The sequence below is a fragment of the Halorubrum tebenquichense DSM 14210 genome (assembly GCF_000337415.1).
Classification (GTDB): Archaea; Halobacteriota; Halobacteria; order Halobacteriales; family Haloferacaceae; genus Halorubrum; species Halorubrum tebenquichense.
Genome location: NZ_AOJD01000077.1, coordinates 16,711 through 35,423 on the forward strand (window position 1 = coordinate 16,711; position 18,713 = coordinate 35,423).

Genomic DNA, 18,713 nt, shown 5'->3' on the forward strand with positions numbered 1-18,713 from the left:
CGGAGTCACACACGCATGTCCACACGCGAGATTTTTGACAGCCGGATCGAGTCCGGGTTGCTGCTGTTGCCGACGCTGCTCGTCTCGATCGTCTTCCTGTACTATCCGACGGCGCTCGCCGTGCGAACCAGCTTCTTCGACTCGAGTTTCGGGCAGGCAGACGAGTTTGTCGGCTTAGAAAACTACGTCACGCTACTGACCGACTCGGGATATCATTCGAGTCTACTTCTCTCAGTGTTGTTTGCTGCCGTCGTGGTGATCGGCGTCATCGCTGTTTCGCTGTACCTCACCTTCCTCATCCACGAGGTCGACACCGGCCAGGGGCTGTACCTGATCTCCGTGATCTGGCCGTACGCCCTTCCGCCTGCGGTGGGTGCGCTCGTCTTCCTGTTCATCGCACATCCGACGCTGGGCGTGTTGACCGGTCCGATTGAGGCGCTCGGCGTCGACGTCGACTGGTTCAACAACGGTCCGCAAGCGTTCGTCGTCGTCGCACTCGCGGCGATATGGAAACAGATCGGCTACAACGTGATCTTCATGATCGCGGCGATGAACAACATCCCGGACACGCTCACAGAGACGGCGGAACTCGACGGTGTGAGTGGGATCCGACGGCTCATGTCCGTGTACGTGCCGATCATGACGCCGACGCTGTTTTTCCTCGTCATCATCAACACCATCTACGCGTTCTTCGGGACGTTCGCGTTCGTGGATCTACTCACGAGCGGTGGGCCGTCGAACGCGACGAACATCCTGATTTTCGACCTGTATCGGGAAGGGTTCTCCTTCTTCAATTTCGGCGTCGCTTCGACGAAGTCTGTCGTGTTGTTCCTCGTCGTTGGCGTGCTGATGTTCGTACAGTTCCGTGTGACTGACAAATACTCCTACTACGGTGGCTAAGATGGTCCAACTACTCCAATACGCCAAGCGACAGGCCAACGCGCTCCGAGGAAACCAAGTAACAGAAACCACCCACGACGCGCGTCCCGGGACGCATCTCCAACTGTGGTTCCTCGTGTTGCTCGTGGTGTTCCCAATCGTTGTCGCAGTGATCGTCAGTACCAAAGAGACAGGTGTAGTGACCAGTCTCGGCGATCTGCTGCCCGGGAGCTACGCGGTCGAGAACTACCGCGAAGCTCTCGTCGATTACCGGTTCGGCCGCTTCATGTGGAACTCACTGGCGATGTCGCTCGTGATCGTCGTCGGCAAGCTCATCGTCTCAGTGTTCGCGGCGATGGCGATCGTCTACTATCGGGTTCCATACAAGGACCTCGTGTTCTTGTTCATCCTATTTACGCTGTTGTTGCCCGTCCCCGTTCGGTTCATCCCGCTGTTCCAACTCATGAACGACCTCGGGTGGAGCAACACGATTCTCGCCATTACCGTTCCGTACATCGCCAGCGCAACGACAGTGTTTATTCTCCGTCAGCATTTCCTGTCGATTCCGACATCGATCGTCGAAACGGCGAAAATCGACGGCGTCGGGCCGCTCCGATTCATGCTGTTCGTGTTGTTGCCAATGTCGAAAGGCGTCCTCGTCGGCGTCTCTATCATCATGTTCGTCTACGCGTGGAACCAGTACCTCTGGCCGCTGATAATCATCGACTCCGAGGCCAATCAGGTCGCCCAAGTCGGGCTCCAACTGCTACAGGGCGACGTTCAGGGCGGACAGCTCTCGTGGTCGCTCGTGATGGCCGGTTCGACGTTGACTCTGCTACCGCCGCTACTGTTGATGATCGTGTTCCGTAAACCACTGTTAGAGACGTTCAGCATCCAACAAAAGTAACAATGACAACCGTAACACTACAGAACCTACAGAAGGCGTTCGGCGATGTCGTCGCCGTCAATGGTATCGACCTCGAAATCGAAGACGGAGAGTTTCTCGTCATCGTCGGCCCGAGCGGATGCGGCAAAAGCACGACGCTGCGGCTGCTTGCCGGTCTTGAGGCGACGACTGACGGTCGGATCGAGATGGGTGGACGGGATGTCACCGGCGTTGAACCCAAAGATCGGAACGTGGCAATGGTGTTTCAAAACTATGCGTTGTACCCACACATGACTGGGCGGCGCAACATCACCTTCGGAATGAAATCGAGCGGCGATTTCAGCGACGCGGAGATCGAGAGTCGGGTCGAAGACGCGGCCGACACTCTCGACATCGAAGACCTCCTCGATCGGAAACCGGAGGCAATGTCCGGCGGTGAACGGCAGCGGGTGGCGCTCGGTCGCGCCATCGTCCGCGATCCGGACGTCTTCCTGATGGATGAGCCGCTGAGCAATCTCGACGCGAAGCTCCGGATCCAAATGCGTGCTGAGCTGGCTCAGCTTCACTCCGCGCTTGAGACGACGACAGTCTATGTCACGCATGACCAGACCGAAGCGATGACGCTCGGAGAGCGGGTTGTCGTCATGAACGACGGACAGATCATGCAGGTTGACGAGCCGCAGGTGCTGTACGACTTTCCGGCGAACCGGTTCGTTGCGGAGTTCATCGGCGACCCGGCGATGAACATGATCCCCGTCGATATCGAGGACGGCCACGCCGTCCACGACGCGTTTACCCTTCCGCTTCCGTCCGTGGACGATTCTCCCTCGGCTGAGCGGAATGGTACAGGGGACACGCGAATCGGAGATACACGGCACGCGATTCTCGGTATTCGCCCGGAAGATTTCCATCTCTCGGATACACAGGCAGTTGACGGGCAACCGACAATCGATGCCGAGGTAAATGTGCGGGAGCCGCTCGGAGACAGTCTGCTCTTACACTGTTCGATCGGATCCACACCGTGTAACATACAGGCGGAGCCGCGAACAGACGTCCGTGCCGGTGAGACGGTGTCTGTGACGTACGACCCTGCGCGGCTTCATCTGTTCGACACTGAGACCGGGGACGCGTTCTATCATTCAGAGTCACATATCTCATCTGATGACCAAGTAGTCTCCCAGGTTTCGAAATAGCGCTCCAAGAGAAAACGAGATCTTACGTAGTGGTAGATCAATCCTTTTGTCTTACGTCCGTACGAGTTGTTATAGACTCCTATGTGACGACAAGGAGAGCTCTGGAGTACTTCTTCCTCGCAAGGAGGTTTCATATAAGTGTTCAAGTATCGCTAAGCGAGACTTTTAGCTGAAACGTCAATGTCTAAAACCGATCAGTGGGAGAGGACCAAGGCTCGTTCCGACAGTTATGAACACGAACACAGATGGCTGTGTCACCAGGTCATCAGCCAACCTAATGGTCCAGACAGGTACACCGTGTCTCCAACTGATGCGACTGAGGAGCAGAACCTAACGAAATGGCTGACAGTCAATGCCAGTTGTGTTGTTAACCTTGAATTGGCCCGATAGCAAGTAGCAAATGATAGGAGACAGCGCTGGAACCGCTGACGCCTCCACCGACACACATCAACAACGGCTGTCCAGTCACCCGATCAGCCTTCGGTTTAGATACATCCATGCGCCGACGAACCTTCCTTAACGAGACGCTTGATCGGATCGGACCGTATCTCATCGCTGCTGTCGCTGTCAATCCGATCTGGATCGCTCGCTCCGCTAGTTCAGCATACTCAGACATGAGAACTGAAACACCGGCTCCACTTCCGAACGAGTCTCCTACAGCCGTCACTCGGACGACAAGCGGTGATGACTACCAAATGAAGTATCACTGGAACGGGAGAAAGACGCCCGGCTGGGAGCTTCAATTCACAGTTCCACAATCTACATACCACCGTGCTGTCCAGCGATCACTCGGCTATGCTACTGCGTTCGATGCTGCCCGCCAGAACTTTACTGCCAGTAGAATCGGGACAAAGCTTGAAAACTCTGAACCAACATCCTCGTTTTCCGCTTCGCACCCGTCTCCAGTTGTCAGATTCGATCGTGCGGTGGAGTTCGTCCGTTCACTGACGTATATGACCGATCACGACTCACGGAATTTCCCTGACTATCATCGAACTGTAGAGGAGACACTCGTCGATGGCGGAGGTGACTGTAAGGATCACACATATCTGATGGCAGGAATTCTCTCCCAACCTCCATTCGAGTATCAGACTGCGATGGTGTTTTCGCCTGGACATATGCTGCTCGGCGTTCACAAAGGCGATTTACCTCCAGAGTACAGTGGATTACCAACGCTTGTAGACACTGATTACCTCGCAGTCGAAACTGTCACGAGCGACCCCATCGGCGTTTTCGATGAGGGGGTTGTCCTCGCGATATACAACGACGGGTTCGAGTATCTCGATCGGACAGCTATCGCGGAAACAACCATTGATTTTCTTCGTGATCCAACCGAATCCCAGATCATTTCGAATATGGATTAGCGGCTCTATTGAAACCTTCAAACAGTGATAAGTTTCAGAGTCTGTGCTGAATAGAGCGCGCGCTTAGCGATCCGTCTACCAAAATTTTGTTGAGTTTACTCGTAACTACGTACTATAATGATATCTACACTTTCCTGCCCAAGATACTCCAAATTTTTAGAGTTTTTTCACTCAAAAACTTCTATTATATAACTGTACGTGTTTACCCCGAGGCCTCGACGGCCGGCACAGCGTGAGCGCGTGAAATCATCTCATTGCTGCTGACGACTCGACGAAGCTCTTCGTAGGGATTGCGTCCCTGCTGGCGCCATGTCGCCAGCAGGGACAAGACCGTCTCGTGAACGAACATTCCTCGATCATTACGGAGCGTTCCGATGTTTTTCCGGAGAACAACAGGTTCACGAAGTGCGTTCTCAGCCGCGTTATTCGTCGGGGAGACCGCTGGCTCACCGACAAAGGTGAGCCAGTGGTCGAGCCCACCTTCGATCTTCCCGAGCAGTGTTGCCACTGGTTCGGCGGTCACTGACCGATCAACGAGCGATTTGAGTCCATCCTGGCATGAGCGATGCATCTGCGCTCGTTCACGAGGGCTTGGGTCGGTCTCCAGCCAGGACTGGAGACCGACGAACATCTGCTTGAGATACCTACAAATCAGTTCTGCTTCCTCGTAGTCACTCGCAACGTCTTCGGCTTCCCGGAGAAGATGTGCCCAGCACCGCTGAAGCTTCTCGCTAAAGGCTGGATATGCCGTCCACCCATCACAGATGACCGTTCCCGCGAAGTCCTCGCCGAGGACTTCCGCGGGAACATCACTCCCACGACTCTCTCTGACCGCGTATAGCGTGTGTTTGCCCGTCCGAAACGTCCAGATCCACGCTTGCTCACCGTCGCGTTTGATGCCTGTTTCGTCGATGTGAACCACGTCAGCAGCTTGAATCGCTTGCCGGAGTTGCTCGTACTCGCAGCGACCGGCGCGCGCAGCGCGCTCGGTCGCGTGCCACGCGGACGCGCCCGAGAGTTCCAGTCCATGGAGTTGCTCGAATCGATCAGCGATCTTCCGGTAGGGAAGGCGGTGATCGTACCGAGACAGTGCTGCTTGGGCGATGACGTTCACCCCGAACTGCCCCTCATCGGGGCAGTTGGGGTGTGTCGCAACTGTCTCTGTTCCACAGGAATGGCAGTGGTAGCAGTGGCGGTTGTACTGGGTGATTTCTGGGGGCTGGGGATCAGGGATCTCCTCGACGAGTCGGGGGCTGACGCCCACCGACTCGTCGAAGTGGTCGCCACACTCGGGACAACAGTCACAGGTGACCTCGATTTCTTTGTCGGGATCGGCTGTCGAACGCCACTCCGGGTCGTGACCGTCCTTCCGACCGGGAGTGCCACCGTCAGTTCGGACATCGTCGTCTTCGTCGTCTTGCTCGGTCGGGGACTCGTCGGTCCCCGACCGTCGCTTGCTGGGTGGAGTGTGTGGATTCTCGTATTTGCGAAGACGTGTTTCGAGTTCTTCGATTCGTTCGTTCTTCTCTTTGAGTTTTTCCTCCAGCTCGTCGACCTGCTCTTCCATTTGTAGAAACCGTGAGAGAAGCTCGTCTTTGCTGAGGTCTTGCCTATCCACTATGACCACCTCAGCGTTACCTCAGCAGGGTCACCGGGATGGTCTCCGCGCGGAGACCATCCCTGAAGTGGATCAACTAGCCCTTGCTGAGGGCACATATCTCTCTGCTTGGCTGCCTGCTACGAGAGAGTGCCGAAATCCACTCGGGCTAAACACGTACATATAACTAATTATATAAGATGTTGTATATACGCTGTCACAGTCGCGAACGGACGCAGACAACGGCGCATCTACCTCCTGAACGGTCAAGGGATGGCGGTGGCCCGAGGAACGGGCACCGGTCGAGTCAGCCGCGACGGTCCAGGGAGCCGTTCCGAGACCAAAGGGACGACTTGATGGCTACCGGGTCGGCGTCACCGACCGCGGCCGTTACCCTTCCCGTTGCCGTTACCAGGGCCCTTCCCGTTACTGCGGTCCTCATTGCCATTTCCGCGGTCGTCATCCTCGCGTTCGTCATCGCCGTCGCCCTCCTCTTCGCTAGTCACGCGGAACACCGCTGTCGTCCCGCTGATCTCGTGGCCGACGAACACGAGCGGGTCGTCGGTAGGACTCTCCTCGACAGTCGCGAAGTCGAGCCCTTCGGGGCCGAGGTCGCCGGCGGCACTCGCCTTGGCGTCGCCGTTGGCGATCTCGCCCTGGATGTCGAAGTCGAAGTCCCGGTTATTGACGTAGTCGACGAACGCGGCTTCCTCGGGGTCGGTGATGTCGTAAACCATGACCCCGCCGACGCGCTCGAGGCCGATGAACGCATAGTGGCGGTCGCCCACCTGGCCGAGCGCGAGCCCTTCGGGTTCGGGACCCTTGTTGTCGCTGCGGCTGTCGCCCGTGTTCTCCGTATTGTCGTTGTTGAAGTCCCCGCCGAACCGCTCGCCCGTGATGTCCTCGAAGTCGCTCCCGCTGTCAAACACCAGCTTGCCGTTCGTGGTGAAGATGCTGAACGACCGCCCGCCGAAGATGTAGAGCTCCTCGTAGAGCCCGTCTCCGTCAATGTCGCCGAGCGTCGTCGTCGCGTTCTTGTTCCCGAGGCTCTCGGGGGCCTGGAGTTCTTCGACGCTGTCGATGCCCTCGATCTCGTCGAATTCGAAGGCGTCGGGGTCGAGTCGTAGCTCCGACACCTCCACCTCCTCGCTGAACGAGTCGTAGTCGCGACTGTCCCCCTCGTTCGCCGTGACGATGTAGGTCTGCCCGTTCGGGCTGTACGCGCCGATCGCGTCGGGCTGGAGGATGCCGTTGATCGGCCAGTTGCGGGTATTCACACCACCGTCCTCGTTGCTGGCATCGAGTTCGTTCCCTGCCAGGCTGAAGTCCTTGAACCCCAGCGGCAGGAGGCGTGTGACCCGCGCCTGCCGGATGTCGATCTCGGCGATGGCGTTGTTCTCCTGGAGTGAGACCCACGCCGTCCGCGAGTCGTCGCTAATCGTGACGTACTCCGGCTCGAAGTCCTGCGAGGCGCTCGCGTTCGGCCCGAAGATGCGGATGCCCTGCTGGCGGAGCTGGTCCTCTCGGCCGTTGAACCGCTGGAATCCCGCGGTGTCGACCGTAGCGTCGTCAACGTCCTCGGAGAGGTCGACGATGCTAACCGAGCCTTGCGGGTCATACGCGTAGTTCTCCGTGGGCTCACCCTCGTTTGCGACGAGAACCCGCTCGCCATCGGGAGTGAAGGTAACCTTGTCCGGGAGCGGGCCGACAGGCGCGGTACCTAGGAAATCGAGCGTCTCAGGGTCGTAGAAGCCGACCAGCCCGGGGTCCTGTGCGACGGTCGCCTCGAGCGCGACGGCGACGAGCTCCTCAGACGTTGCCACGCTGTTCGCAGATCCCACGGCATCGAGAGAGCCCACGGCGTCGATCGGACTGTTCTCCACGGGCGTCGGATCGGACGGGTCCGCGACGTCGAGCACCTCGACGCCGCCAATGTTGGCGTTGATCACGAACAGCCGCTCGGTCGGGGCGTGATAGGCGACGATCTCCGCGCCACCCTCGTCGAAAATATCCTGTCCCTCGTAGCGACCGATCTGTTCCAGCTTGACGGCCTGTGAGCCGTCGAACGCACTCGCCGCGTCGGCACCTGACGCCCCACTCATCACCTCCGACTCGCTCGCACCGGCCGTGCCCGCGAGCAGTCCCAGAACGGTCCCACCAGCCAGACCGAGGACGGTCCGGCGTTTCAAATCGTTCGTCTGTTGTGGTTGCTCCACGGGTGGGGACTCCTAGAGTGACGTATTAATTTTATATAATTTATATGTTTTGAGATATAGAGATAACGGGTTGTCTACTGTCCATATCAAACGCTATATTTCTCTTATAACATCTCAAGTGGGGTGTGGAGACCGGCAGCAAGCGATTTGAAGCTGTCCACGGTTATCCCACCGGACGGCACGCTCGGTCGTCGGAGCGGTAGCCGATGACGCTCACTGTTAGATCAAATAAGTGACCACGGCCATAGCTACGGTCTTGAGGTGTACGTTGGACATGACCCGGATGGGTCATCTGTTTTCCGACTGGACGCGAACTGCCAGTGCGTTACTGTCAAGGCGAGCGACTTAGCGGCGAACGCTCCACACCGTAGCGACCAGAATCTTGGGTACAATCCCTACCGAGGAACGTTAGCTGGCGTGCTGCATCTACGCTCTATATTTTGCACGGATCACTTACCAACTGGTGTATGAGTCACCATTTTACTGGGAGGCTGCTCACGAGTACGACCCTAATCCTTAACATTTCATAATATTGGAAAATAGTCCCGGATATGATATCAGAGTAATATAGCAATAAGGCGAAAACTACGCGAAATCTGATATCAGAACTAATCAATATGATTAATGAGCGACAAATTCTACTCCGGTAACGTTAGAGTGACAATGCGTCCCGGATCGACCCGACAATGCCATTCGAAGAATCTGCAGTGGCTCGCATCTCCTTTGCTTGACGTTCAACATCATCGAACAGTGTTTCTACTCTCGTCTCGATCGCGTCTCGAACTTCTCGTACTGTCTCCATATCCTGACCATCAGGGTTAGCGAGATCCCAGCTCTGCGACTCCACGCCGTACTGTTCGGGGTTGAACGTGCTAATGGAACATCCCATCGTGATCAGATACTGGGTCTCCTTCAAGTACTCAAGGTCGGCGACGTATCGCGGCGTTTGATCCGAGATATCGATTCCGACCTCTGCCATTGCCTCGACGACTTCTTCGTGGACAACGTTAGCTGGGTCTGTTCCTCCAGAATGAATTTCGACGATATCCTCAAGCCCTCGTTCGCTGCGCTCGTGCTCCGCGAACGCCGCAGCCATCTGGCTTCGCCCCGCATTATGAACACAAACGAAATCGATCCGGAGTTTTTCAGTTACTGCCATAGTTAATCTCGGCTGAGGCGGATAAAAATGCTTTATATATGTCAACTATACCCATATTTACCTACATGGGTATCGACCCCGAACTCACAGTACCTGGCTCTGAGGCAGCGCCCTATCTTTACGGTTATAGAGAGCTGTAGGAAACCAAGTCGGAGCTGTCGGACAACCAGACGATCCAACGCTAGCAGGCCAGACAGACCGAGTTCATCGAGCTCTTCCAGCGGACGAACGACGTCATTAGCGAGGAGAGCGGCGAGGAGTTCGCGCGGTCCACCGGAGGTGGATGCTGTTGAGCGTCCCCGAGCACGGTTCCGATGCGGAGGGAGCCACCGACGAGGAGGTCGTCGCCGCCGAGGCGTCCGGCGAGGAACTCGCCGCCGCGAAAGACGAATCGTCGGAGTTCGCATTCACTACGATGGTGATGCAGTGTAACGAGGCGATCGGCGACGAGACGAGGATCGATTACGGCAGCGTCTGCGACGACGACGGCTGCTGGTAGTGGAGATCGACTGCCGGTAGCGGCGTTCGATAGGAGCCGAGTCGGGTCAACTACCCTCCCCGTCTCACTCCGTAGACGGTGTCTCCGATAGGAGTTCGTCGAACAAGGCGACGACGCGCGCTTCGATCTCGTCGCGGATCTCGCGGACCTCCTCAATCGGACGCTCGTGGGGGTCGTCGAGTCCCCAGTCGCGGTTCTCACCGTTCCACGTCGCTGGGCACACGTCCGAGGCCGAACAGCCCATCGTGACGACGAGGTCGACCGCCTGGAGCTCCTCGGGCGTCACCTCTCGGGGCGTCCGGTCGCTAATGTCGATGTCCACTTCTGCCATCGCCTCGATGACGATGTCGTGAACGTGATCGGCGGGCTGTGTCCCGCCGGTGATGATCCCGATCCGATCGGCTGCGTCGCGACGGTCACGCTCTCGCTCGGCGAACGCGGCAGCCATCTGGCTCCGTCCCGCGTTCTGGACACAGACGAACGCGATCTGGTGGCTCGACTGATCGCTGTGTTGAGTCACAACTTCCTATGCGAGAGGTGCCAGTATAGTCGTTACTTCACACCCATATAGAGCCCTATAGAGCGATATACAACGAGAATTTCACCGGCCTAATTTGTTCACAGAAAAACCATCCGATTATAAGGCACGCATCAGATCCATCCTCCGAGGTTGTGGATGTTCACACTTTCGGAGGATAAGCTAGTTTTGGATCGAATCGCCATCAAGTTGTGGTGATTCTCAGCAGCCAGGGACCGATTTTGAATTCTTACTCTCGAACTACCGGACGAGCGTACGAAATTGCGTGGATTTTGGTACTGCTGAATACGGTTGTCACTCTTGAGCGGCGGACCCAGCAAGAGTTCAGCCGATTAGTCGTGCGGGATCAACGCCGAGGCAACGAGCTCAACACACTCGCCCGCAGTAATTACAGGTGCGTAGTGCATCTCGCCGTCGATGTCCGCTTTCAGCAGGAAGTCGGTGAGCCGCCAGATATTGTACAACAGGACCGCGAACACGAAATAGAACAAGCGAACGCGGTAGTCTTTCGAGGAAGTCTTCGCGAGAAAATCACCTTTGATCGATTTGTACTCACTCTCGATCTGCCACCGACGGCTGTAGCGCTGACAGAATGTCTCAGCTTCCTCGGGAGCGACTCGGAGATTCGTCGCGAAGACGGCCGTCCCCTCACCGCTTGTCGACGGCACGTACAGCAGCCGCATTGGATGCGATCCAGATTCTACATGGACAGAAGCCGACTCAACGGCCACCTCTTGGTCGTCTTCCTCCATCTGTTCGAGTACATCCTGTTCGGAGCTGGAGACCCGCTTGGGTATGAGGTAGTTCACATCGAGGTTTGAGAGTGTCTGGAACACTTGTATCGAGTCGAACTCCCGATCACACAGCACTGTCTCGATTGGAACATGCTCTTTCGCTCGTCGAACGAGCTGTCGCACAGTACGATGGATCTGATTCGACGGGTTCTCATCCCACTCAGAGCTCTCTCGAACCGGTTCCACGGCGAGAACGAGTGGGATATTCTGTCCGATGATCGAGAGCGTTGCGAATTTGAAGGCTCGACTGTCTCTGTCTTTGGTCCCGCTGACCATCGGCATCTCCTCGGTATCCCCGTAGTAGGGAATGGCGGTGATATCGATCGCGGCAGTGACTGGCCGGCGGAACGATGCTTCTGAGGCGATCACGGAGAGCAAGCGGTCCGTTGTCTCATTGAAGCTGTTTATGAGCTCGTCAGGTTCGAACTGCTTGACGGTGCGGAGGTGGGTGTCGCCATGCGGTCCGTACTCTTCGCCACGACGATATTGGAAGCGAGTCGCCCCCTGTGCGGTTCCGCACCGAACCATCCCCATGAACGTCTGTAGCTCGAAAAATTGTGTGTCCTCGTACGAGGCGTTCGACGCCCGACCAGAGTCGAAGTGTCCGTAGGCGTGATCACGCGCGAGGCGTGTCGTCTGGATAATCTCGTCCTGTGAGAAGGATTCGTCTTCTACTGGGTCTGTATCTTCTTGCGTGTCGTCGACGATCTCTGCCTTTGGCCGCACCTCCGGCGCTGAGATGTCGCGATCGTGGACTTCTTTGACAACGAAGTGGGCAGCAGCGCGGGCGTATTCGTGGGCTGTGTCGTCGAATCGGTTTTTCCACGCTCGCGAGAACGCTGATTCGTCGGGCACTCGACTGAAGCCGAGGATAGTCGCTGCTTCCGGTTGTCGGGTGAGTCGTCGAGTGAAGTCGGCGTACGAACCCCCAGTGACCTCCATGAACACGAATGAGAGGATTATCGCGCGAAAGGAGAGTGGCGCAGGATGCCACGCTGGATACCCATCTTCGATCGTGTCTATCGAGTGATCGAGGTTTTCGAACGCGGTGACGAGATTGACTTTTTTGAGTTCGTTTCGGATAGTGATCCCCAGCTGGTACGCTTCACACAGGTAACGCATTCGAGGATTCTCATTAGGAGATGAATCGTCAGAGGTACTCATACAATGTGTTGAGAGGAGATTACAAAATCAATACTTTGAGTGGATTAAAGGTGTCAAAATCAGAAGATGACATTATAAGCAGCTACACAGACCTTGATCTAGCAATTTACTGATATCTAGGCAACATCATGGAGGAACCGGCTATAGAAGAGCTTGGTTCGATATTTGAACGAACCGAACTAGGCTTTGAGGTAGTGTTCAGATAAGCTGGTTCCATGCGAAGGCGAGAGCTTGAAGCCAATTTTCGACGGTATCTGCTTCAGCGTGGCTAAAACAGTTTGAGAATTGATTAGTACGGCGTTTTACTTCACGGAAGACACGTTCGACGCTATTCCGATTCCCATGTGTGACGTGTTGGAATCGGAGCCCGTGACGATGACAGGCGGCGTGAAGCCAAGGCGCGCCATCAACGAGAAAGACCGCATTGTCGACCTGATGTTTCTCGCGGAGTTCGGAGAGAAACATCGAAGAGATCGCAGAATTTCTCGTCGGAGAGAGCTTGATGTGTAGCAAGCGGTTCGTTGCGGGATCGACGGCAGCGTACAGCCAGTATCGTCTGTCGTTGAGCTGGATCACAGTTTCATCAACCGCAACGTGATCCGGGTTAGCACCTCTACGCGGCTGTAGATCGGCCTTCTGAACCCAATTATGGACGGTAGTTCGACACCGATCGACACCCAACCTATCAAGAATCGAGACTGTATCCGAAAGTGAGAGTCCAGCTAAATGGAGTCGGATACCGAGCTTCATCGCCGGCTCGGGTGTCGCTTCTCGCTCCACAAAATCTAACTCGAAGCAATCGCTACCTCCGTTGAGGCGGGCGATTTCTGGCATGAACCACTAGAAGATCGTTCCGCCTCATTCTTCATCCTTATCTGAACACCGCCCCGAAAAGGTTTATACCAGCCCTCGAAAAGTCTCAACTGAACGATTTCATTCGTTCGTACACTGGGGAGCATACTGTATCGAGCTTTCTCACCTCAGCGTGGTGGGGAAGTCGCGGAGAGCAGCGATCAGTGAATGTTTCCCACAACTCGAAAATCTATGGCCATGGAGTTCCCTCAGCAGCCGATATCCTCGTCGACAGATGGATATATTTGTAGTATAGCCAATCACTTAGAAAATAAACTCTCGCCCAAATATGAGTACTGACGACAACGTCAATTCACTCGATCGTGTACAGTCTCAGATAGAGGATGAGATTCCGGACGATCTTGATATCTCACGGGTAACCTACGAGGGCCCCGAACTTGTCATCTACACTGAGACACCACGGAAGTTTGCCGAGCAGGATGGATTAATCCGGAAACTCGCGAGTACGGTTCGCAAACGAATCACGGTTAGACCCGCTGCGGGCACGCAGGCGAGCCCGTCAGATGCCAAACCCAGAATTCTCGATCTCATCCCGGAAGATGCCGGTATTACGAATCTAGAGTTCTATCCTGCGACCGGTGAGGTGCTCATCGAAGCCGAAAAGCCGGGGCTCGTGATTGGTCGTCGCGCGAGCACCCTCCGTGAAATCACACAGGAAGTTGGCTGGACGCCCGAAGTGCTCCGAACACCGCCGATGGAATCGTCGACAGTCGATAACGTCCGGAATTTCCTGATGCAGGAGCGCGACGAGCACCGCAAGTTTCTCGAACGGGTGGGGGATCAAATCCACCGCGAACCGATGCACGACACCGAGTGGGTTCGCGTCACGACACTCGGCTGCTGTCGTGAGGTCGGACGAGCGAGTTTTATTCTCAGTACTCCAGAATCGCGAATTCTCGTCGACTGCGGTGATAAACCCGGTGCGGAGGGTGAGGTTCCGTACCTCCAGATTCCGGAGGCAAATCCGATCGCAGATCTCGACGCTGTCGTCTTGACTCATGCCCATCTCGACCACAGTGCGTTGCTCCCGCTCCTATTCAAGTACGGGTACGATGGCCCGGTGTACACGACACAAGCGACCCGCGACTTGATGGGTCTACTCCAACTCGACTACCTCGATGTCGCGGCCAAGGAGGGGCGTACTCCACCGTACGAGAGTGCGATGGTTCGGGAAGAACTCAAACACACGATTACGGTCGACTATGGCAACGTCACCGACATTGCGCCGGATATCAAGCTCACCCTCCACAATGCCGGCCATATTCTCGGCAGCGCAGTCGCACACTTTCACGTCGGCGACGGCTTCCACAACGTGGTCTTCTCGGGAGACATTCACCATACGGATACACGCCTGTTCAACGGGGCATCAAACGACTTTCCTCGCGTCGAGTCACTTATCATGGAGTCGACGTATGGACGGCGCAACGACTACCAGACCGACCAGGAAGACAGCGAGCGAAAAGTTACCGAGCTAATCAACGACACATACGAACAAGACGGGATAGTCGTGATTCCAGCGTTCGCCGTCGGTCGATCACAGGAATTGATGCTCGTTCTAGAGGAAGCAATGCGTGAGGATCGACTCCGAACGATGCCGATCTATCTCGATGGAATGATTCGGGAGGCGACGGCGATCCACACGGCTTATCCGGAGTTCCTCCGCGACGGACTCCGTCAACGAATTCTTCACGATGACGAGAATCCGTTCCTTGCCGACCAGTTCCAACAGGTCGACGGTGGTCAGGAGATGCGGGAAGATATTGCAGGTGGCGAGCCCTGTATCATCCTCTCGACCTCCGGGATGGTGACGGGCGGACCAATAATGTCGTGGCTAGAATTACTTGGAAATGACCCAAAGAATACGCTCATTTTCGTTGGCTACCAAGCCCAAGGTACGTTGGGACGACGTATTCAGAGTGGCCGACGTGAGATCCCGTTCAGTGATCGTGGAAGTCGCAGCGAGCAATTGACACTCCGCTTCGACGTCGAATCGGTGAGTGGATTTTCTGGCCATGCTGACCGGAACGGCCTCGAGGACTTCGTGGGAACGATGAACCCCCGTCCAGAGAGAGTTCTCTGTGTCCACGGCGATGAATCGTCGACAGATCAGTTCTCGTCCGGGCTGTATCAGAAATTCAATATCAGAACCCAATCACCAAAGAATATGGAAACATTCCGATTTGATTGAACTGGAAGCTATACACCCAAGGAACTTGAATAATCTTTTGAGAGATGTACAGTCCATTACAATAGGTGTCCGAAACCTATTTATCCCACACACTACGAGTTTGTGTCGTACTAAGGGCTCCGTCCCGTCCTTTCTTCGCTCGCCCATCGGTTCGCCGCCACTACGGGGGCGTCCCTCGATGGCACTGCTCTGAGATGCGCCGTGCCGGATGCCGACCCGTCTGCGGTGGCCCTGGGTCTCCCTGACGGGACTGGGCACGACCCACGTATCCACCATGAATGAAATAGATATACCCTGTGCGGAGTGTGACACGGAGCTTATCGAACAAACGGTCCACGCACGGGACCTTCCGGTCACGACGAGTTGGCAAGGTCAGGTCCGTATCGCCGAGTGTCCGGCATGTGAAGCTCGATATTACCCTGAACAGACGCTGTCTCAGCTGACGGGTTCAACGAACAATCCGCAGCCTCGTGGTGACAGCTGACCAATGGGAGGAGACTCCGATAGTCCCGTCGAGATAGAGACCTTACAAGTTGAATCAGTTCCAGCCAGCCTCAGCGGTGGGTCGACCGTTCTCGTCGCGACCGCGGGTGACCCATCACAGTACGCCGTGTGTCTCCGTCTTCTCTGTGAGCAAGGGACCGAAGAGGATACAGCTTTTGTCGTCACGACGACAGAGAGTGCCGATCGAACGATTACGGTCTATGACCGTCTGGGGGAGAAGACTAAACAGCCATTGATCGATATCGTCGACACAGTTTCAGAGCACCAATCCGTCTCAGCGCTCTATGGCGAGACACACGTCGTCTTCACACCTTCGCCGAGCGATCTTGAACGGCTGGTTATGGCTCTCTCCGACCTCTCCGACAGTTCGGCACCGAGTAATGGAGCGCAGCACCTCCTCATCCGGTCGCTCACGCCGATTCTCGAGGCGTCGTCTCTCACTCGTGTAAGTGCTGTTTTCGAGCGAGTCACTGGTTTTCGTTCTGAATCTGGCTTCTGTCTCCTCGGAATCGACTACACAGCCCACGATGAGGAGACGATGGCAGCGATTGCTACCCTCGTTGATGGAGTACTCTGGGTCACTCGTCCCTCACCTGATCGTCTCACGTTCGACTATCAGCCGACAAGGGGACGACACAGTCGATCCGTTCTCGACGGTGGTACTGATGACTAATATTGGCATTCCAACAGCGTGGACAAAGAAACGCGAGGAAGGAAGGTATAGCGCTGCTGTCGTCGAGTATCACCACGAAATAGCAGATGAAACGTTGTTTGTTGTCTCGGTGATACCAAAAATAGACGATGGGAAATTTGAGCTCCGCTTATTGGCGATTAATCGAACGTCAACACATGTCCGGCACGATTACCCTATCGACGAATACGACACAGTCGAAGATGCTGTGGAAGGCGCAGAGTCGTTCATCGAAATGCTCTCTCAGCGGCTAGCGGAGGGATCACTCTCGCCTTCTGACCCTCAAATCGAGGCCATACGCGAAACGATTACGACGTTCAGAGGAGATCGATCTCTCCCTACAATCGGGCGATTAATCCGACGATTTAGGTGATGTATTTCTAGATATTCCTGCGTGAGCGCCAATAATTTAATAATCGATTTATTACCGTCTGAGAAGTCATCAACAGAGATAGATCGTGATACGAGCCGAATCTAGAAAGGAAAACTGAATACAGCCGGTCGAAAAGAGATGCTTGAGTGCGGCGATGACGATCCATTTACCCCCGCACTGAGCCCTTTGTGATGACAGCCATAACCGAGCCGCACTTGTTCTCGGAACCCCCAGTGACAGCTGTTGCCAAGTTCTGACGCTTCGGGTGCCTTTTATCGACGATCACTCGTAGGGCCACATATGCCTCGGGAGTTCATTTCTGAGTACGGACTCGACCCAGGAGATTACGTCCAACATCTGGTCGATACCTTCTGTGAGCGCTGTCCGAAATTCACCGAGCAGCCCGTTGAAGAAGCCATCTTCGTCGACGACGGCCCAGTCGATTACCTCGTCTGGTTTGCGCTTAAGGACTACGAGACACACACCTTTTTTTACCACGATGACGCGCCCGATCGGGAGGTACTTCAACGCTTCATTTTCCTCTCTCCATCACGCGAAGAGATATCGAAATTCAAACTTTTCCTCCGGACGCAGTATGGTGTGTACAGAGAACTCGAGATTGCCCGACTTCTCGAACTCCCAGATGTTTATCAGCCACAATTAGGTGAACGTCCACGAGCGAATTTCGGTGTGTGTTACGAGCCAGAAGACGATCAGATCGTCTCAGGAATCAGTGGAACGCCACAGATTCGAGAGCAAGAGATCTTCGAGGACATCGACAAGATCGTCCCGGACAAGACGCTGGAGAAGTTCATCTCGCAAACAGTCCGGACGGTAAACACGCGAATCGAGGAAGATGCTGACCGACACACGATCACAGCGGATATTCGGGAGGAGCTCGAGACAGATCCGGACTTCAGACAGGAGACAACGAACCCTCTTCCTAAGGGAATTCATCCGAAATACACCGGCGAACCGGCTGAGCTCTGGCAGAAACCGGCCTCGAAAGTCGGGTACATGGACGGTGCGCAGGGGTTTCTCCAAATCTGGATTCCAGTCGACGAAGACGACATCGCACTCGTAAGCGCAACTGCAGGAGACTACGATCGAGAGGCGATCGTGGATACGATTCGTGAGGAGTTCCAGAGTACTATCGTGTGACCAGTGTCCCCCAATATTTGTGGCTGAAAATGGCGGAACCAAGCGAGAGGGCTACGTATTATGACTGTAACTGATCCGCGATATCAGTAACTGTCTGATATTCCGGCTCCGAATACGCGATCACACGAACATCGGTGAGCGACGTGGGCTCGTACGACCAGACTTCTTCACAGATCAGCTGTGCGCCCGTCTCGAAGTCGAAGCCGGCAGCTCCGGTCCCGAGTATCGGAATGACGAGTGACTCACAGCCGAGTTCGTCGGCTTTCTCGAGTGTGTTTCGAGTGGCTTCGCGAATGCTTTCGGCGGTCGCTCGACCGTCTCCATAGTGGGGCATCGTCGCTGCGTGAATCACGTAGTCGGCATCGAGGTCGTACGCATCAGTGATGGCCACGCCACCGAGGTCAACGGGACCTTTCGAGACGGCCTCCTCGTTGATCGGTCCGTTTGCACCACGTCGGAGTGCACCAGCGACACCGCTCCCCATCTGTAAGCTCGTTCCGGCGGCGTTCACCAGTGCATCCGCACTCTCGGCTGCGACATCGCCTTGAATGACGGTGAACTCCATACGCAGAGGTACACAGACTAGACAGTAAAATCCACCCGGTAATCTTCATACCACTAATTCAGATATCGA

General features: G+C 55.6%; 17 protein-coding genes and 1 pseudogene. 11 read left to right on the forward strand and 7 right to left on the reverse strand.

The features are described from left to right. The first annotated feature begins 15 nt into the window (after window positions 1-15). The 5 genes from C472_RS14180 to C472_RS17095 all read left to right on the forward strand — a co-directional run bounded on the left by C472_RS14180 (window position 16) and on the right by C472_RS17095 (window position 4,322). Window positions 16-900 (forward strand): carbohydrate ABC transporter permease, encoded by an 885-nt coding sequence (locus C472_RS14180; protein ID WP_006630540.1) that lies wholly within the window; start codon window positions 16-18, stop codon window positions 898-900. 1 nt (window position 901) lies between these two features. Further along, complete coding sequence (locus tag C472_RS14185; protein WP_006630541.1) at window positions 902-1,786, forward strand: carbohydrate ABC transporter permease; 885 nt, start codon at window positions 902-904, stop codon at window positions 1,784-1,786. 2 nt (window positions 1,787-1,788) lie between these two features. Then, window positions 1,789-2,958 (forward strand): ABC transporter ATP-binding protein, encoded by a 1,170-nt coding sequence (locus C472_RS14190; RefSeq protein WP_006630542.1) that lies wholly within the window; start codon window positions 1,789-1,791, stop codon window positions 2,956-2,958. 180 nt (window positions 2,959-3,138) lie between these two features. Beyond that, entirely contained in the window at window positions 3,139-3,348 is a 210-nt protein-coding gene (locus C472_RS18185; protein WP_449271988.1) for a DUF7511 domain-containing protein, read from the forward strand. 305 nt (window positions 3,349-3,653) lie between these two features. After that, window positions 3,654-4,322, forward strand: coding sequence for a hypothetical protein (locus C472_RS17095; RefSeq protein WP_152420650.1), 669 nt, complete (start codon window positions 3,654-3,656; stop codon window positions 4,320-4,322). 202 nt (window positions 4,323-4,524) lie between these two features. Here the strand turns inward: C472_RS17095 and tnpC are convergent, their stop codons facing one another. From tnpC to C472_RS14210, 3 genes are all read right to left on the reverse strand, one after another. Then, window positions 4,525-5,889 (reverse strand): IS66 family transposase, encoded by a 1,365-nt coding sequence (gene tnpC / locus C472_RS16450; protein ID WP_082238265.1) that lies wholly within the window; start codon window positions 5,887-5,889, stop codon window positions 4,525-4,527. A 404-nt stretch (window positions 5,890-6,293) separates the two neighbouring features. Beyond that, window positions 6,294-8,135, reverse strand: coding sequence for a choice-of-anchor I family protein (locus tag C472_RS14205; protein WP_241432983.1), 1,842 nt, complete (start codon window positions 8,133-8,135; stop codon window positions 6,294-6,296). 652 nt (window positions 8,136-8,787) lie between these two features. Beyond that, complete coding sequence (locus C472_RS14210) at window positions 8,788-9,294, reverse strand: arsenate-mycothiol transferase ArsC (RefSeq protein ID WP_082238266.1); 507 nt, start codon at window positions 9,292-9,294, stop codon at window positions 8,788-8,790. A 152-nt stretch (window positions 9,295-9,446) separates the two neighbouring features. Between C472_RS14210 and C472_RS17855 the strand changes: the two are divergent. Together C472_RS17855 and hcsS are read left to right on the forward strand one after the other, a co-directional pair. Continuing rightward, window positions 9,447-9,587 (forward strand): annotated as a pseudogene (locus C472_RS17855) (halo-CC-star protein HcsL); the annotation flags it as partial. Continuing rightward, window positions 9,578-9,793 carry a halo-CC-star protein HcsS gene (hcsS, locus tag C472_RS14215; protein ID WP_006630547.1) on the forward strand — a complete coding sequence of 72 codons (216 nt, stop codon included), beginning with the start codon at window positions 9,578-9,580 and terminating at the stop codon, window positions 9,791-9,793. The pseudogene C472_RS17855 and the gene hcsS, both read left to right, overlap by 10 nt. A 64-nt stretch (window positions 9,794-9,857) precedes the next feature. Here hcsS and C472_RS14220 read toward each other — a convergent pair whose 3' ends face one another. The 3 genes from C472_RS14220 to C472_RS16460 all read right to left on the reverse strand — a co-directional run bounded on the left by C472_RS14220 (window position 9,858) and on the right by C472_RS16460 (window position 13,123). Further along, window positions 9,858-10,280: an arsenate reductase/protein-tyrosine-phosphatase family protein gene (locus C472_RS14220; RefSeq protein WP_275039757.1), complete on the reverse strand. Its 423-nt coding sequence runs from the start codon at window positions 10,278-10,280 to the stop codon at window positions 9,858-9,860. A gap of 383 nt (window positions 10,281-10,663) precedes the next feature. After that, window positions 10,664-12,247: a transposase gene (locus tag C472_RS14225; RefSeq protein WP_006630549.1), complete on the reverse strand. Its 1,584-nt coding sequence runs from the start codon at window positions 12,245-12,247 to the stop codon at window positions 10,664-10,666. Window positions 12,248-12,487: 240 nt separating this feature from the next. Further along, window positions 12,488-13,123, reverse strand: a complete 636-nt coding sequence (locus C472_RS16460; RefSeq protein WP_006630550.1) for an IS6 family transposase — start codon at window positions 13,121-13,123, stop codon at window positions 12,488-12,490. Between the two features lie 307 nt (window positions 13,124-13,430). On the opposite strand from C472_RS16460, the gene C472_RS14230 reads away from it, so the two are divergent. From C472_RS14230 to C472_RS14235, 4 genes are all read left to right on the forward strand, one after another. Further along, a complete protein-coding gene (locus tag C472_RS14230) occupies window positions 13,431-15,350 on the forward strand; it encodes a beta-CASP ribonuclease aCPSF1 (protein ID WP_049906695.1) in 1,920 nt (639 codons plus the stop codon). A gap of 487 nt (window positions 15,351-15,837) precedes the next feature. Further along, complete coding sequence (locus tag C472_RS17100) at window positions 15,838-16,527, forward strand: DUF7504 family protein (protein ID WP_152420652.1); 690 nt, start codon at window positions 15,838-15,840, stop codon at window positions 16,525-16,527. Then, window positions 16,520-16,918 (forward strand): hypothetical protein, encoded by a 399-nt coding sequence (locus C472_RS17105; RefSeq protein WP_152420653.1) that lies wholly within the window; start codon window positions 16,520-16,522, stop codon window positions 16,916-16,918. The genes C472_RS17100 and C472_RS17105 overlap by 8 nt, the downstream gene beginning before the upstream one ends. Window positions 16,919-17,218: 300 nt before the next feature. After that, on the forward strand, window positions 17,219-18,079 hold the full coding sequence (locus C472_RS14235) for a hypothetical protein (protein WP_006630552.1): 861 nt from the start codon (window positions 17,219-17,221) through the stop codon (window positions 18,077-18,079). 58 nt (window positions 18,080-18,137) lie between these two features. Here C472_RS14235 and C472_RS14240 read toward each other — a convergent pair whose 3' ends face one another. Then, window positions 18,138-18,644, reverse strand: coding sequence for a macro domain-containing protein (locus C472_RS14240; protein ID WP_006630553.1), 507 nt, complete (start codon window positions 18,642-18,644; stop codon window positions 18,138-18,140). Window positions 18,645-18,713: the final 69 nt, after the last annotated feature.